Consider the following 15,886-nt stretch of genomic DNA (forward strand, 5'->3'; position numbering starts at 1 on the left):
AGTCTTGGGCTCGCGGCGAACGTCAGTTTCGTGCAAGCTCTGCGTGAGCGACATTACACTCGCGAAAGTGAGAGGCAATTTCGTCGAGCGCACGCTGTTCCCATTCGTGAGCTTGCGCCAGCCAGAAAACCCGATGCTCAAAATCGAGCGCCGCGCGCTCCCGGCACAGGGATTCCTGACCGCGAATTTCGACCAGCCTGTTCATGCACTCGCACTCCCTCTGCGTGAAGCCATTCCCAGCGAATCAGCCTAACAGAGTCACGAACCCAGCGCCTCACCCTTTCTGGGCCTATCGCGACGCAGAATGAGACAGCAACGCTTCCCGTGCACTGCGCCCGTCGCAACGCAACATCAAATCAAGATCATCAATTAGTGATCGGCGATCGGGACGACCGTCGCATCCGGCCGATCTTAACTATTGTGGCGCAACAGACTGCGGCAATTCGTGAAGAAGAGTTCTAAACAGCTCACCGAATTCCCGACTCATTGTCGTCGCATCATCTTCATGCCGCGCCGCTAACAGGGGCGCGCGAACGTGACTATCGCTTGAGGCAACATGAGCAACGACGTCGACTTTGATCTTTCACCGGACCAGTGGGAGGCGCTGAGAGCGCTCCGTAACCCGGAGCCGAGCGGTCGCCTCGCGAAGGCTTATCTGCTCGAAGGTCTCGCCAAGCTTGGCCTCGTGGACGTCAATGACGGAGTGCCTGCGATGACGCCAGCCGGACGCAAGGTGCTGGTGCGCGGATCATGCCGATTGCTGGATCTGGCGGCGTAGCGCGCATATCAAAAAATCTGGGCTGTCACGATCGCGTAGGCGATGAACACAACGCCCAGTCCCCACACCATGGCCGGAATCTGTGACCGCCGGCCGACCGTTACTTCCAGTGCGATGTAGCTCAGAGTCCCCAAGGCCATTCCGTTGATGAGGTTGTTGGTCAGCACGGTGACAAGCAACGTCAGAACGATCGGAACCGCATTGCCGAGATCGGTCATGTCGATGCGGGCAAGGCCCTGCATCATCAGCACCCCAACCAGCACCAGCGCAGGTGCGGTTGCTTGCGATGGGATGATGACAAAGATCGGCCAGAAGAACAGCGCCAGGAAGAAGAACCCGGCGACGGTCAGCGACGTCAGGCCGGTGCGGCCGCCGGCCTGCACGCCGGTGATCGATTCGATGTAGGCCGTCACCACCGACGTGCCAAGCAGCGGGCCGACGATGGACGCCGTCGCATCGGTCGCAAAGGCCGCAGTGGCATTCGGGATCGAGCCGTCCGGCTTGCGCAAATTGGCAGCGCCGGTCACGCCGATCAGCGTGCCCAGCGTCGAAAAGAACTCGGCGCACAGGAAATAAAACAGCAGCGGCAGGGCCACGACGAAATGGCTGAAGAGATAGCCGACATCGAGCGCCATGAAGGTGCTGGTCGGCCAGCGCGGCCATGACATGATCGCTGATGGCATCGACGTCACCATCTTGCCGTTGGCGCCGGGAACGAAGAAGCCGATCACGGTGAGCAACACGATCGACAGGATCAGCGCCGCCGGAACCCGGCGGACCACCAGCACCGGCGTGAGCAGGAGGCCGAACAGCGTCAGCAGCACGGGCGGGCTGCGCAGCGATCCCATGGCGATATAGGTCGACGGATTCTGGACGACGAATCCGGCGCCTCGCAGCGCAATAAACACGATGAGAGTCCCGACAGCCGCCTGGATGCCGATCTTCAGCGCTTCCGGCACGTCCTTTGCGACCTTCTCGCGCAACTTCGACAGGCTGAGGATCAGGAACAGCACGCCGGTGAAAGCGACCATGGCGAGCGCGCCCTGCCAGGGCATGCCCATCTGCTTGACGATGACATAGGTGAAGATGACATTCGATCCCATCGCGGGCGCGACCGCGAGCGGCAGGTTGGCCCACAGTCCCATCATCACCGAACCGAAGATCGCGGCCAGCGCCGTGGCGCTGACGAGATCGGCGCGATCCATACCGGCGTTGGACATGATCGCGGGATTCACGGCGATGATATAAGCCATGGCCGCGAAGGTGGTCGCTCCGGCCATCGTCTCGCGCCCGACACTCGTGCCACGCTCGGTGAGGCGGAAGGCCCGATCGAGCAGCCCGGCAGCTGCCCCTGGCGCCGGCTCTGCAGAAGCAGCTTGCGGCTTCGTCATCTCGTCCATCCCAGTCCTCCTACCAGACCACCGGGTGCGCTTCGCCCGTCTGCACATTGATGAAACCGAGCGGCGCCTGCTCGCACGGCGCCACCAGGACCCAGCTCCATGGCGCACAAGTCAGCGTTGCAAACATGAGCCTTTCAGGAAATCCCGGATACCAGCGCGGCCGGAATGTTGGCTCGTACATCCAGTCGACCTTGCGGCCTTCCGCATAAAGCGCCTGCATCTCGGCATCGAGCGCCTGCGCCGAGCGGCAGCTCATCAGCCCGCCGACCTCGAAGAGTACGGTGGCGACGAGCTCGCCCTCGCGCACCAGCGCCCATCCGCCCTGAAGCGCGACCAGCGCGTTCGCTGCCTTTGCCATCGCCGCGTCGGACGAGCCGACCACCCAGATATTGTGCTTGTCGTGCGCCACCGAGCAGGCGAGCGCCGTTTCCGGCGTGCGCGGTCCGCAGCCGCGCCAAAACATCTTGGCGACACGACCGTCGCCGGAAAAGCGGTCGATGATGGCGAATTTGGTAATGGCTTCGCTCTCGTCGCGCTGCACGGCCCCGCCTCGCACCGGCAGGTCGAGCGTGTAGAACTCCGGATGCCAATGGAAGGGGCGGATCACCGCCGCCTTCATCGTGCTCCGGCCAGGCTCGGCCCGCAGCTCGAAATCCTCGGGCTTGATCGTGCGCTTGATGTTGACCGTCTTGGTCGCCCACTCCGGCCATTCGATCCTAGGCACCTCGCCGAGATAGCGCTTGCCTTCGGACACCTGCGCGCCGTCGGCCCACACTTCGGCGATCGTCAGCTTGGCAACATCCGACAGCAGCACGACGTCGCCGAAGCGCCCGGGCGCCAGACTGCCGACGAACGGCGTGAGGCGCATGTGCCGCGCCGGGTTGATGGTGAGACACTGGATTGCGATCTCAGGCGCAAGGCCGGCCTCGATCGCGACCCGCGCATTGTGATCGCTGGCGCCGAGCTCGAGCGTGTGACTGGCACTACGGTCGTCAGTGGTGAAGGCGACCTGCGACCAATCCTGCAAACCCTTCGCAAGCAGCCATTTGACGATCTCGTCCATGGCATAGACGCGCAGCTCGACAAACAGGCCCCGCGTGAGCTTGTCCCAGGTCTCCTCCGGCGTCTGCACCTCGTGATCAGATGAAAGCCCGGCCGCGGCAAAGGCGTTGATGGAGGGCAGATCCCGCAGGCCGGACGCGTGGCCTTCGACGACGCCGCGTGCCGCAAACGTCGCCTCGATCATGCCCCAGAGCCGCTTGTAGGACGGGTTGTCCGGATTCCACACAGCCGGCCAGTCCATGACTTCGTCGAGCCCTGTGACCATCAGGCTTTCGGCCATGAAGCGCGCCTGCTCATCGCGGCCATACCAGCCGCCGCCCCATTCGTATGCGGTCGGTGGCACCGCCGAACCGGGCTGCGGAAAGATCTTGAGCGGCGAGCCGCGGCGACGTGCCTCGAACCAGAATTCGAGATTGCGCGCGCCGTTGACGTTGGAGAATTCGTGGCTCGCCTCGCAGGTCCAGGTATTGCCATGGGGCAGCACCAGCGCCGCTTCCCATTCCGGCGTCAGATGCGAGCTTTCAATGTGCTTGTGCACCTCGCCAAAGCCGGGCACGGCCGCGAGATCCGGCCGATGCACACGCTCGCGAACCTCGCCGGGATAGCTTCCGGCCGGCCCGACCCAGGCGATGCGCCGGGCCTTGAAGACGATCTCCTGGTCCTCGCACCAGGTGCGGCTGTGCACGTCTAGTAACTTGCCAACCCGCAAGGCGCGATCGGCGGGACGGCGACCGAGCGCCGTCAGCACCAGATCCTGACGAATGCGAACCTCGTCGGGCGCGTTGATCATGAGATCGTCGGGTAACGCATTCATGGCCTGCCTCACTTTATGCCGGCACTTTCGCAGCTGCGGTCCGCTTGCGCGGCGATTTGCCGGACCTGCCACCGCGCGCGGCGGCGGCATCGCGCTGACGGACGTCCTTCAAAAGGGTCGTGAGCGCCCATTCGATCGCGTCGGCGATCTCGGCGCTCGTCATGCCGAAATCCTCGCGCATCGCGTTCCAGGCCAGAACGTTGTTGAGGTAGGACGCGAGCGCCTCGGCCTGGCGGACCTCCTTCGCGGGAAGATGCCGCACCAGCGGCGCCATCGCCTTGCGATGCTGGTCGATCAGGTGCCGCCGGAAGCCGGCGCGCACCCGGCGGCCCGCCCTCGTCATCGCAATGGCGCGCGCCAGATGCGGATGACGGTCGAACCGCTTGCACAGCTTGCGGAAGATCTCGGGCAGTTCGTCCGGCGAGGTGAAGGGAATGTAGCTGAAGACATTGTCCTCGATCCATTCGCCGGCCGCGGCAAACAGCTCCGCGCGGGTCTTGAAGTGCCGATAGATGGTTCGCTCGGCCACTTTGGCACGCTTGGCCACCGCGGCCATGGAAATGTCGTCGGCCTCTTCATCCTCCAAAGTCTCGACAAACGCCGCAACGATGCGCTGGCGCGTCATCTCGGCATATTCGTCGCGAAGGCTTGCGCCATGTCGTTCGACTGTACTCATGTCATAAGTCTGACACCTGTCGATTTGCAGGGTCAAGCCGAGACTTGAGGCACGCGGCGCCGTAACAATGGGCGCCGGCCTGCTCCCGGAGGCCAGCGGCCTGCGCGAGCACGACCACCGCCTGCCGCCTGAAAAATGGACTTTTGCCCGCCGCGAAAATCGGATTTGCTCCGCCGAGAAAACAGCGGGCAACGACGCCGCGCCAGACGCGCAAGGGAGCTGGTCATGAACGGGCTTGGCGGACTGAACAAATCTCCCGATGGCGTGGTCATTGGGCTCGTGCAATTGCAGCTGCCGAACGTCGTGACCCGCGCTGATCTTGCCCGGCAGACCGAGCGCATCGTCTGGATGGTCGGCAAGGCCCGCCGCAACCTGTCCACCATGGATCTGGTGGTGTTCCCCGAATACTCGCTGCACGGCCTCTCGATGGACACCAATCCCGAGATCATGTGCCGGCTGGACGGGCCGGAGGTCGCGGCGTTCAAGCAGGCCTGCATCGACAACAGGATCTGGGGCTGCTTCTCCATCATGGAGTTCAACCCGCACGGCAATCCCTACAATTCCGGACTGATCATCGACGACCACGGCGAGATCAAGCTCTATTACCGCAAGCTTCATCCGTGGATTCCGGTCGAGCCGTGGGAGCCCGGCGACATTGGCATTCCCGTGATCGAGGGGCCGAAAGGCGCCAAGATCGCGCTGATCATCTGCCATGACGGCATGTTCCCGGAGATGGCGCGGGAATGCGCCTACAAGGGCGCGGAGATCATGATCCGCACCGCCGGCTATACCGCGCCGATCCGCGACGCCTGGCGCTTCACCAACCAGGCCAATTCGTTCCAGAACCTGATGGTCACGGCAAACGTCTGCATGTGCGGCTCGGACGGCTCGTTCGATTCCATGGGCGAAGGCATGATCGTCAATTTCGACGGCAGCGTGCTGGCGCACGGTACCACCGGCCGCGCCGACGAGATCATCACCGCCGAGGTGCGACCCGATCTCGTGCGCGAGGCCCGCATCAATTGGGGCGTCGAGAACAACATCTACCAGCTCTGGCACCGCGGCTATGTCGCGGTGAAGGGCGGCGCGATGGACTGCCCCTACACCTTTATGCAAGACATGGTTGCAGGCAGCTATCGCCTGCCGTGGGAAGATCAGGTCAAGGTCACCGACGGCACCTCCTGTGGCTTCCCGGCGCCGACGCGGATGTTCGGCAGGACGGCCAAAGCCGCGGAATAAACGGTTTTCCGGCTGAAACCGCGACATTCTGGCACGGTTGTTGCTCCTTTTGACGCTCAAGTTGCGTCAAACCGGGGGAATCCACCATGTCGACCATTACCGCGGCACCCACCGCTGAGCCCAAGCCGCTCTATACGTCCCTGTTCGTCCAGGTCCTGGCCGCACTGGTCCTGGGCATCATCCTCGGCGTGGCCGCTCCGGACTTTGCCATCGGTCTGAAGATCCTCAGCGACGCCTTCCTGAAGCTGATCTCGATGATCGTGGCGCCGATCGTGTTCTGCGTGGTTGTGCATGGCATCGCCGGCGCCGGTGACCTCAAGAAGGTCGGCCGGGTCGGCGTCAAGGCGCTGCTGTATTTCGAGGTCATGACAACGGTCGCGCTCGTGGTCGGCCTGTTGCTCGCCTACATCTTCGGTCCCGGCCACGGCATGAACATCGATCCCTCGACGCTCGATGCCAAGGCGCTCAACACTTACGCCGACAACGCCCACAAGCTGGCGGGCGGTGGCATCGGTGCATTCCTCATGAACGTGATCCCGACCACCTCGTTCGACGCGCTGTCGCGCAACGACGTGCTCCAGGTGCTGTTCTTCGCCGTGCTGTTCGGTGTCGGCTTGGCGCTCGTCGGCGGCGAGAAGGGCGCGCTCGTCACCTCGGTGATCGACGCGGCCTCCACGGTGCTGTTCCGGGTCATGGGACTGATCGTTCGCGTTGCCCCGCTCGGCGTTCTCGGCGCGGTCGCCTACACCGTCGGCAAATATGGCGTCGGCTCGCTGAAGCAGCTGGTTTCGCTGGTGATGCTGTTCTACATCTCGGTCGGCATCTTCGTGCTCGGTGTGCTCGGCAGCGTGATGGCGCTCGCCGGCATCAATATCCTGAAGTTCCTGTCCTACCTGCGCGAGGAATTGACCATCGTGCTCGCGACCGCCTCTTCCGATGCGGTGCTGCCGCAGATCATGAAGAAGCTGGAGCGCATGGGCGTGAAGGATTCCGTGGTCGGCCTCGTCATCCCGACCGGCTACTCCTTCAACCTCGACGCCTTCTCGATCTATCTCACGCTCGCCGTCGTCTTTATCGCGCAGGCCACCAACACACCGCTGTCCTTCGGCGATCTCCTGCTGGTGCTGGGCGTCTCCCTGATCACGTCGAAGGGCGCGCACGGCGTCCCGGGCTCGGCGATCGTGATCCTTGCCGCGACGCTGAACGCGGTGCCGAGCATTCCGGCGATCGGTCTCGTGCTCGTGCTGTCGGTCGACTGGTTCATCGGCATGGCCCGCGCAGTCGGCAACCTGATCGGCAATTGCGTGGCGACGGTCGTCGTGGCCGCCTGGGAAGGCGACCTCGACCGCGCCAAGGCGGCCAAGGTGCTCGAGGGCGGCGAGCTGGTGGACGTGACGGCGGGATAGCGCGGCGGTTCAAGCGTTCCACTGGAGGAGCGGCGTTCCGTACGCCCTCCTCCACACCGACAGGAAGCGCGGAAACCAGGAATGGGCGACCGCGCCCTTATAGGCCCAGGTGCGATATTTTAGCCCCTGCTCCGAGATCAATTCCTGATACCCGCCGTGCACCTCGGTCGCGGTGCGGATGTCTTTCAATATCCCTTGCGCGCAGGAGCGATAAGTATTGCTCCCCGAGAACTCGTCAAAGTCCAGCATGCGGTCGGCGAACTCGACGTTGAACGTCGGCCACGACGAGCGACCCTGATAGGCCGGTGCCGCAATCTTGTGGATCATCTTGTTCCGCGGATTATCCGCCGACACCAGGAAGTGGAACGTGCTGGGGATGCGGAAGCGAGGCTCGCCGAGGATCAGATTCGTCGTGGCCGCGAACAGCGCACGCTCGCTCGGATCGTTCATATCCCAGAAGCCGCGATGCACGCTGACGAAATCCAGCGCGACCATGGAGGCCGGCGCGCCGGCCGGGCCATCCAGCGAATGCCTGATGTAGCCGTCCTTGCCGAACAGGCGGAGCAGACCCTTCTTGTACTCTGCGAGGTCGCGCCCGAGCAGCCGCTTCAGCTCATTTTCATCGACGATGCCGAGTTGCTCGCCCCACACGAACGTTGTGTAGACGCAGGCATTGGTGACAAAGCGCCGGCGCTCGGCGCGGGTGTCGGTTGCCGCCGAACGAGGGCAGCTGGCGTCGCAGAGCAAATATCTGGCGCCGTTAGCATCGAACGGGTCGAGCTCGCTTGCGAGCTTCAGGATCGCACGCTTGAGATCGGCGCCATATTCGGCCAGCAGCAAGCGACCGGCATGCGCGCATTGCGACATCGCCAGATAGGACGACGCCCGCCTCTCGGCCGAGAGCATCTGCTGCAGACCAGCCAGAATGCCGAGCAACGTATCCGAGGGACGCGAGAAATAGTTCACGCCGAGATATCGGCCGCGCCCCGCCGGAACGATTGTCGTCGTGACGACATCGGCGCGAACCGCCTGCAGCAACAGGCGGACGCTCTTTTCGAGCAGGCGGGCCCGACGCACCGCATCCTGCGCGTCCATGATGGTCTCGGGGTCGAGGATATCAGGATAAAACCAGGCAAAGTCGCGCGGATAATAGGCGGAGGCGTGCGGAGCACCTGTGACGAGGAACGCCTCGGTCACCGAAAAAGCGCTGTCCATCGAGTGGCGATAGAGGTCCTCGATCGCCGACAGTGAATGCTGCGACTTTCTCATGAAGCGGTCACCGAGAAAATTCACCGCCTGAAGCGCGTTGGCGACCAAGGTCGCAGCCGCGCCCTGGTAAAACCGGTTCTCTTGCTGGCTTGAGAAGGAGATGTCGCGGTTCATTTGTCCAAGTCGGCTGACGCCTGGTGAAGCTACACCATTTTACACTTCTCTGATTCGTGTCTCTACCCGGTGACTTCCGGGCCTACGCCGCTCGCGGCTTGAAATGCTCGATCACCCGAAGCAAGACCCGCGCGCCCGCATCGGCGTCGGCCAGCTCGACGTGCTCATCCGGATGATGGCTGATGCCGCCGCGGCAGCGAACGAAGATCATGCCGACATCGGCGATGTCGATCATTGCCATGCCGTCATGCCCCGCTCCGCTCGGCAGCTCGAAGGTGGAAAGACCTTCGGCTGCGATGGCCTGCGCGATCTGGTCCTTCAGCCAGGGCGCGCAAGGGACAGTGCGGTTCTCATGGGTGACATCGAGCTGAAGCGCCAGTTGCCGGCGCTTGGCGATCGCCTCGATCTGGCGGACCACGTCGGCGACCGCGCGCTTGCGATGCATGTCGGTCGGCGCGCGCATGTCGATGGTGAAGGATACCTCACCCGGAATGACATTGGTCGCGCCGGGCCTCGCCTGGATGTAGCCGACAGTGCCGACCAGCCCGTCCTCGTCGGTGCGGCAGAACTGCTCGATGGCGCCGATGCATTCGGCGGCGCCTGTAAGCGCGTCACGTCGCAGCGCCATGGGCACGGTGCCGGCGTGACCGGCCATGCCAGTCAACCGCGCCGCCAGCCGTGTCGCGCCCGCAATCGCGCTGACGACGCCGACAGGGAGATTCCGGGCTTCCAGCACCGGCCCCTGCTCGATGTGCAATTCGAGATAGGCCAGCAGCTCGCGCCGGGCGCGCGCGGCCGCGCCGATATGATCGGGGTCAAGGCCGAATTCGAGGAGCGCATCGCGCATCGACACACCGTCCCGGTCGCGCGTGTTCAAAACGCTCTCGTCGAACGTGCCGGCCATTGCACGACTGCCGAGCAGGGTCGAGGCGAAGCGAACGCCTTCCTCGTCGGCAAAGCCGACCACCTCGATCGCGAACGGCAGGCGCTTGCCCCGGCGGTTGAGGTCGGAAACACAGACAATTGCCGTGATCACACCGAGCGGCCCGTCCCATTTGCCGGCATCGCGCACCGTGTCGTAATGCGAGCCGAGCATCAGGCAGGGCGCTCCCGGCTGCTCGCCGTCATAGCGGCCGCAGACATTGCCGATCGCGTCGAGATGCGCGCTCATGCCGGCCTCGCGCATCCAGCCGAGAATGACGTCCGAGGCCGCGCGCAGCTCCTTCGTGAGAAAGATGCGGGTGAGCTTGTCGCCGTCTTCCGAGATCGCCGCGAGCTCGTTGACCCGACGCACGATCTCTTCGCCGAGCGATACATTCTGAACGGCGTTACCAGCACCCATCTCGGTCAAGCTTTCCATCCTGGGGACCGCGAGGGGCGGTCGCAGCGTCAATCGATACAAGTTCGGTGCCAGCGAATTCAGACCTGCGCCGTCGCGAGCCAGCCGGGTGGTTAGCATGAATGTGGACCATCAACCGGCCGCCTCCAGTCGTCCATCCGCGCGACAGACGGTTTAAGATTGCTTAACTCCATTGCATACAATCAGGAAATACTGCCCATGATTTAATCTGACACCATCCTGATCAAAATTTGCACATTTCATATATAGCTTTATTTTACAAGTAGTTACGTCGCTATGCATACCCCTTAACCTCTGGCACGAAGCTTGCGACATCCCTCCCGGGCTCCGCCAGACCGGCGCAGCCGCGAGATTGAGGCGGTCAATCCGCCAAGGGGAGCAAGCAATGGATTTTGGCAGGATTTCACGACGTCATTTGTTGCAGGGCGGTGCCGCCCTCACCCTCGGCGCAGCGGCAGGCGCCCGCCCGGCCTTCGCGGCCGAGACCACGATCGGCTTCATCTATGTCGGCTCGCGCGACGACTACGGCTACAACCAGGCCCACGCGCAGGGCGCGGCGGCGCTGAAGAAGATTCCGGGCCTCAAGGTCGTCGAGGAAGAGAAAGTGCCCGAGACCGACGCGGTCGAGAAGACGATCGAGTCGATGATCAACCTCGACGGCGCCACCCTGCTCTTCCCGACCTCGTTCGGTTACTACAATCCGCACATGATCAAGATGGCCACCAAGTACCCGAAGCTGCGCTTCGAGCACTGCGGTGGCCTCTGGACCGACAAGGACCCGAAGAACGCCGGCAGCTATTTCGGCTATATCGACGAAGCCCAGTACATCTCGGGCATCGTCGCCGGCCTGACGTCGAAGAGCGGCAAGCTCGGCTTCGTCGCGGCCAAGCCGATCCCGCAGGTGCTGCGCAACATCAATGCCTTCACGCTCGGTGCGAAGTCCGTCAATCCGAAGGCCACCACGCAAGTGATCTTCACCGGTGACTGGTCGATGCCGGTCAAGGAGGCTGAAGCCACCAACAGCCTGATCGACCAGGGTGTGGACGTGCTGACGTGTCACGTCGACGGCCCCAAAACAATGGTCGAGAACGCGGCGCGGCGCGGCGCCTTCGTCTGCGGCTATCACACCAACCAGTCGGCGCTGGCGCCCAAGGCCTATCTCACCGGCGCGGAGTGGAACTGGGAAGCGCTCTATCCGAAGTTCGTCAAGATGATCGCCGCCGGCGAGGGCATCCCGAACTTCTACCGCGGCGGCCTGAAGGAAGAGATCGTCAAGACCTCGCCCTATGGTGAAGCCGTCTCGGCCGAGGCGCGCAAGGCGGCAGACGAGGCCAAGGCCAAATTCCTGTCCGCGGAAGGCTTTGCCATCTTCAAGGGCGGGCTCGTCGACAACAAGGGCAAGACCGTCATTCCGGCCGGCACCGATCGCGGCCAGAAGGACCCTGAGCTTGAGAAGATGGACTATCTCGTCGAAGGCGTGATCGGAGCGACTTCGTGACATCAGAAACAGCGGATTCTGCCGAGGCGGTCGGGACAATTACCCCGACCGCCGACGCCGGCTTTCTGCAACGCCACGGCGGCACGATCGAGTATGTCCTGATCCCCGGCGCGGCGCTGGCCGGCGCGCTCGTGGTCTTCGGCATCTTCGTCATGATGTCCGGCAAGAATCCGCTGGATCTTTATTTCTATATGTATCAGGGCGCCTTCGGCACCTGGTTCTCCTGGCAGAATACGCTGACGCGCGCTGCGCCCCTCATTCTCACCGCGCTTTGCACCGCGCTGCCGGCGCAGCTTGGGATGGTCATCATCGGCGGCGAGGGCGCGCTGTTGATCGGCGCGCTGTCGGCGACCAGCGCAGCACTGCTGCTTCAGGGCATGCCGCCGCTCGTCGTGCAGATCGCAATGGTGATCGCCGGCGTGATCGGCGGCGGCTTGTGGATCATGCTCGCCGGCGCCTTGAGGCAATATCGCGGCGTCAACGAGACGATCTCGAGCTTGCTGCTCGTCTACATCGCGCTCGCGATCCTCAATCATCTGGTCGAAGGCATGATGCGGGATCCCGCAAGCCTCAACAAGCCGTCGACCCGCGAGATCGGCGCTGCCAACATGATCGGCTCCATCCCGGGCACCGACGTGCATTGGGGTCTCGTCTTCGGACTGATCGCCGCGGTAGCGGCCTATATCCTGATCTATCACACCGTGTTCGGCTTTGCCGCGCGCGTTGCCGGCGGCAACATCCGCGCCGCGAAAATCGTCGGCCTTGGCGTCAGCAAGCTGATCCTGACTATCTGCTTCCTCGCCGGCGGCGCCGCGGGTCTTGCCGGCATGGTCGAGGTGGCCGCCGTGCAGGGCCGCACCAACGCCAATCTCGCCGCCGGTTACGGCTTCACCGGCATCCTGGTCGCCTTCCTGGCGCGGCAGAACCCGCTCGCCATTATTCCCGTCGCGATCCTGCTCGGCGGCATCAGCGCCAGCGGCGGCCTGTTGCAGCGCCGTCTCGGATTGCCCGACGCGTCCGTGCTGGTGCTTCAGGGCATCATCTTCGTCTTCGTGCTGGCCAGTGATGCGCTTTACGGCCGCATTTCATTCCTGAAGGGCAAGTCCTGATGGCTGATGGATCGATCGGACTCTGGACCGTCCCACTCGCCGTGCTCGGCGGCGCAATTCGCGTCTCGACGCCCTTCCTGTTCGTGAGCTTGGGGGAATGCATCACCGAGCGTTCGGGCCGCATCAATCTCGGCCTCGAAGGCACGCTGGTGATGGGCGCGATGAGCGCCTACGGCATCTCTTACCTGACGGGATCGCCCTGGCTCGGCGTGCTCGCCGCTGGCATCACCGGCGCCTTGCTTGGCGCGCTGCATGCCGGCATCTGCTCATTGCCGCGCGTCAACGACGTCGCGGTCGGCATCGCCTTGATGCTGTTCGGCACCGGTCTTGCCTTCTATCTCGGCAAGCCGCTGATCGAGCCCACCGCGCCGCGCCTGCCTGCGATCGATTTCGGCTGGTGGAGCGACATCCCCCAAGTCCGCGCCGCGCTGCGCATCAACGTGCTGTTCCTGATCGGCGTGGTGCTGGCGCCGATCCTCTATTGGGCCTTCCGCATCACGCGCTGGGGCCTGCTCATCCGCACCGCCGGCGAAAGCTCGGACGCCGCGCGCGCGATGGGCCATTCCGTGCTGCTGATCCGTCTGCGCGCCACCATGGTCGGCGGCTTCCTCGCCGGCATCGGCGGCTCCTTTCTGTCATTGTTCTATCCCGGGAGCTGGAACGAGGGCCTCTCCTCAGGCCAGGGCATCACCGCGGTCGCGCTGGTGATATTCGCGCGCTGGGATCCCCTGCTCTGCCTCTGGGCCTCGCTCGCCTTCGGCGGCGCGGCGGCGCTCGGGCCGGCGCTGCAATCGGTCGGCGTCACCTCTGGCTATCACCTCTTCAACGCAGCGCCCTACATTCTGACGCTGGCGATCATGATCATCACCTGCTCGCCGAAACGCACGCTGACCGGAGCCCCGGCTGAATTGTCGATCACCCGCTAGAGAGCGAAATCATGCCCGAGCGCACCATCAAGTCCGAGCCCTACGCCTGGCCCTACAACGGGGATCTGCGCCCGCAAAACACCGCCCTCATCATCATCGACATGCAGACCGATTTCTGCGGCGTCGGCGGCTATGTCGACAAGATGGGTTATGACCTTTCGCTGACGCGGGCGCCGATCGAGCCGATCAAGAAGCTGCTCAGCGTCATGCGCGAGCAGGGCTTCCACATCATCCATACCCGCGAAGGCCACCGCCCCGACCTCTCCGACCTGCCCGCCAACAAGCGCTGGCGTTCGCGCCAGATCGGCGCCGGCATCGGCGATCCCGGCCCGTGCGGCCGCATCCTGGTGCGCGGCGAGCCCGGCTGGGACATCATCGAGGAGCTGGCGCCACTGCCTGGCGAGCCCATCATCGACAAGCCAGGCAAAGGCTCGTTCTGCGCCACCGATCTGGAGCTGATCCTGCGCGTGCGCGGCATTGAAAATATCGTGCTGACCGGAATCACCACCGACGTCTGCGTCCACACCACCATGCGCGAGGCCAACGACCGCGGCTTCGAATGCGTGCTGCTGCACGATTGCTGCGGCGCGACCGACAAGAGCAACCACGACCACGCGCTGAAGATGATCAAGATGCAGGGCGGCGTATTCGGTGCGGTCTCGACCTCGGACGCCTTCATCGGAGCGATTTCGTGATCATTGGCGAGCCGCCTCCGCCGTCAGGCGCCTTCGGCGTCGATGCCCTCGCCATGACCATGCGCTTCGGCGACTTCCTGGCCCTGGACAATGTCGAGCTGAAGGTACGGCCGGGCTCATTCCACGCGCTGCTCGGCGAGAACGGCGCCGGCAAGTCCACGCTCGTCAAATGCATTATGGGCTACTATCACGCGACGGAGGGCGACATCCTCGTCGGCGGCCGCGAGCAGGCGATTGCCAATCCGAAGGATGCTCACGCGCTCGGCCTCGGCATGGTCTACCAGCACTTCACGCTGGTGCCCGCGATGACGGTTGCCGAAAACCTCGTGCTGGCCCGCGATGATGTGCCGGCCGTGGTGAACTGGCCGAAGGAGATGAAGGAGCTCGAGGCGTTCCTGGCGCGCATGCCCTTCAAGGTGCCTCTCGCCGCAAAGGTCTCCGACATCTCGGCCGGCGAACGGCAGAAATGCGAGATCCTCAAGCAGCTGTATCTGAAGCGCCGTTTCCTGATCCTGGACGAGCCGACCTCGGTGCTGACGCCGGCGGAAGCCGACGAGGTGCTCGGCATGCTCCGCGACATGGTCGTCAAGGGCGAGCTGACGATCCTGATGATCACGCACAAGTTCCGAGAGGTCATGGCCTTCGCCGACGAGGTCACGATCCTGCGCCGCGGTAAACTCGCCGGCGCCGGCAAAGTATCCGAACTGACGCCGGATGCAATGGCCCGCACCATGATCGGCGCCGAGGAGCTGACCGTTCAGCCGCCACGCACCGGCGAAGCCGGCAAGGCGCGCCTGGAGCTGGAAAAGCTTCGCGCGCTCGACGATGCCGGCGCCATGGCCGTGCATGACGTCTCCCTCACTGTGCGTGCCGGCGAGATCGTCGGCATCGCCGGCGTCTCCGGCAACGGCCAGCGCCAGCTCGTCGAAGTTCTGGCCGGCCAGCGCGAGGCGGAGGGCGGCGAAATCCGCGTCGCCGGCGATCCCTATCACGCCAGCCGCGAGGAGATGCGGCGCCACAATATGTCGCTCCTGCCCGAGGAGCCGCTCAAGAACGCCTGTGTCGGCGGCATGAGCGTTGCCGACAACATCGCCTTCCGCGAGTTCGACCGTGCACCTTTTGCCAGCGGCGGCTGGTGGCTCAACCGCGGCGCTTTCCGCGACGATGCCAAGAAGAAGATCCGCAAGTACAAGATCAAGACGCGCACGCCGGAGACGCCGATCTCGGCGCTCTCAGGCGGCAATGTGCAGCGCGCCGTGCTCGCCCGCGAGCTTGCGAGCGATGTCGAGGTGCTGATTGCGGCCAATCCCTGCTTCGGCCTCGACTTCGCGGCCGTGGCGCAGATCCACGCCGAGATCATGGCCGCACGTAACCGTGGCGCGGCGGTATTGCTGGTGAGCGAAGACCTCGACGAATTGCTCGAACTCTCGGACCGGCTGGTGGTAATGTTCCACGGCGAATTCGTGTATGAAGCACGGACGAGCGAGGCCGATCTCACCGAGGTCGGCCGGCACATGGCGGGGCACTGACTGCGGAGGCG

At 64.0% G+C, this 15,886-nt stretch carries 14 protein-coding genes; 8 read left to right on the forward strand and 6 right to left on the reverse strand.

Translation table 11 applies throughout. From position 1 onward, the window contains the following. Positions 1-22: 22 nt before the first annotated feature. The gene (locus AOQ71_RS43505; protein WP_083514340.1) at positions 23-205 is read right to left on the reverse strand and encodes a hypothetical protein; all 183 of its coding nucleotides are present in this window, start codon (positions 203-205) and stop codon (positions 23-25) included. A 351-nt stretch (positions 206-556) separates the two neighbouring features. Here AOQ71_RS43505 and AOQ71_RS19975 point away from each other — a divergent pair, with 351 nt between their 5' ends. Then, on the forward strand, positions 557-778 hold the full coding sequence (locus AOQ71_RS19975) for a hypothetical protein (RefSeq protein ID WP_057749720.1): 222 nt from the start codon (positions 557-559) through the stop codon (positions 776-778). Positions 779-786: 8 nt separating this feature from the next. Here AOQ71_RS19975 and AOQ71_RS19980 read toward each other — a convergent pair whose 3' ends face one another. From AOQ71_RS19980 to AOQ71_RS19990, 3 genes are read right to left on the reverse strand one after another with little or no spacing between them, the layout of a single operon-like run. Continuing rightward, entirely contained in the window at positions 787-2,178 is a 1,392-nt protein-coding gene (locus tag AOQ71_RS19980) for an NCS2 family permease (RefSeq protein WP_057749722.1), read from the reverse strand. A 10-nt stretch (positions 2,179-2,188) separates the two neighbouring features. Then, complete coding sequence (locus AOQ71_RS19985) at positions 2,189-4,054, reverse strand: adenine deaminase (protein ID WP_057749814.1); 1,866 nt, start codon at positions 4,052-4,054, stop codon at positions 2,189-2,191. 13 nt (positions 4,055-4,067) lie between these two features. Next, positions 4,068-4,730, reverse strand: coding sequence for a TetR/AcrR family transcriptional regulator (locus tag AOQ71_RS19990; RefSeq protein WP_057749724.1), 663 nt, complete (start codon positions 4,728-4,730; stop codon positions 4,068-4,070). A gap of 225 nt (positions 4,731-4,955) precedes the next feature. On the opposite strand from AOQ71_RS19990, the gene AOQ71_RS19995 reads away from it, so the two are divergent. Both AOQ71_RS19995 and AOQ71_RS20000 read left to right on the forward strand, forming a co-directional pair. After that, positions 4,956-5,969: a formamidase gene (locus AOQ71_RS19995; RefSeq protein WP_057749727.1), complete on the forward strand. Its 1,014-nt coding sequence runs from the start codon at positions 4,956-4,958 to the stop codon at positions 5,967-5,969. 86 nt (positions 5,970-6,055) lie between these two features. Continuing rightward, complete coding sequence (locus AOQ71_RS20000; RefSeq protein WP_057749730.1) at positions 6,056-7,375, forward strand: dicarboxylate/amino acid:cation symporter; 1,320 nt, start codon at positions 6,056-6,058, stop codon at positions 7,373-7,375. Between the two features lie 9 nt (positions 7,376-7,384). Here the strand turns inward: AOQ71_RS20000 and AOQ71_RS20005 are convergent, their stop codons facing one another. Together AOQ71_RS20005 and AOQ71_RS20010 are read right to left on the reverse strand one after the other, a co-directional pair. Continuing rightward, complete coding sequence (locus tag AOQ71_RS20005) at positions 7,385-8,758, reverse strand: hypothetical protein (RefSeq protein ID WP_057749733.1); 1,374 nt, start codon at positions 8,756-8,758, stop codon at positions 7,385-7,387. Positions 8,759-8,840: 82 nt separating this feature from the next. Further along, a complete protein-coding gene (locus AOQ71_RS20010) occupies positions 8,841-10,100 on the reverse strand; it encodes an allantoate amidohydrolase (protein WP_057749817.1) in 1,260 nt (419 codons plus the stop codon). A gap of 403 nt (positions 10,101-10,503) precedes the next feature. Here AOQ71_RS20010 and AOQ71_RS20015 point away from each other — a divergent pair, with 403 nt between their 5' ends. Genes AOQ71_RS20015 through AOQ71_RS20035 form a run of 5 tightly spaced genes read left to right on the forward strand, consistent with a single transcriptional unit; the run spans position 10,504 to position 15,875 of the window. Beyond that, entirely contained in the window at positions 10,504-11,616 is a 1,113-nt protein-coding gene (locus AOQ71_RS20015) for a BMP family ABC transporter substrate-binding protein (protein WP_057749736.1), read from the forward strand. Continuing rightward, positions 11,613-12,725, forward strand: a complete 1,113-nt coding sequence (locus AOQ71_RS20020; RefSeq protein ID WP_057749739.1) for an ABC transporter permease — start codon at positions 11,613-11,615, stop codon at positions 12,723-12,725. Before AOQ71_RS20015 ends, AOQ71_RS20020 begins: the two co-directional genes overlap by 4 nt. Next, complete coding sequence (locus AOQ71_RS20025; RefSeq protein ID WP_057749742.1) at positions 12,725-13,651, forward strand: ABC transporter permease; 927 nt, start codon at positions 12,725-12,727, stop codon at positions 13,649-13,651. The genes AOQ71_RS20020 and AOQ71_RS20025 overlap by 1 nt, the downstream gene beginning before the upstream one ends. An 11-nt stretch (positions 13,652-13,662) precedes the next feature. Next, the gene (gene biuH / locus AOQ71_RS20030) at positions 13,663-14,346 is read left to right on the forward strand and encodes a biuret amidohydrolase (RefSeq protein ID WP_057749745.1); all 684 of its coding nucleotides are present in this window, start codon (positions 13,663-13,665) and stop codon (positions 14,344-14,346) included. Beyond that, complete coding sequence (locus AOQ71_RS20035) at positions 14,343-15,875, forward strand: ABC transporter ATP-binding protein (RefSeq protein WP_057749748.1); 1,533 nt, start codon at positions 14,343-14,345, stop codon at positions 15,873-15,875. The genes biuH and AOQ71_RS20035 overlap by 4 nt, the downstream gene beginning before the upstream one ends. Positions 15,876-15,886: the final 11 nt, after the last annotated feature.

This window comes from Bradyrhizobium manausense, from assembly GCF_001440035.1.
GTDB lineage: Bacteria > Pseudomonadota > Alphaproteobacteria > Rhizobiales > Xanthobacteraceae > Bradyrhizobium > Bradyrhizobium manausense.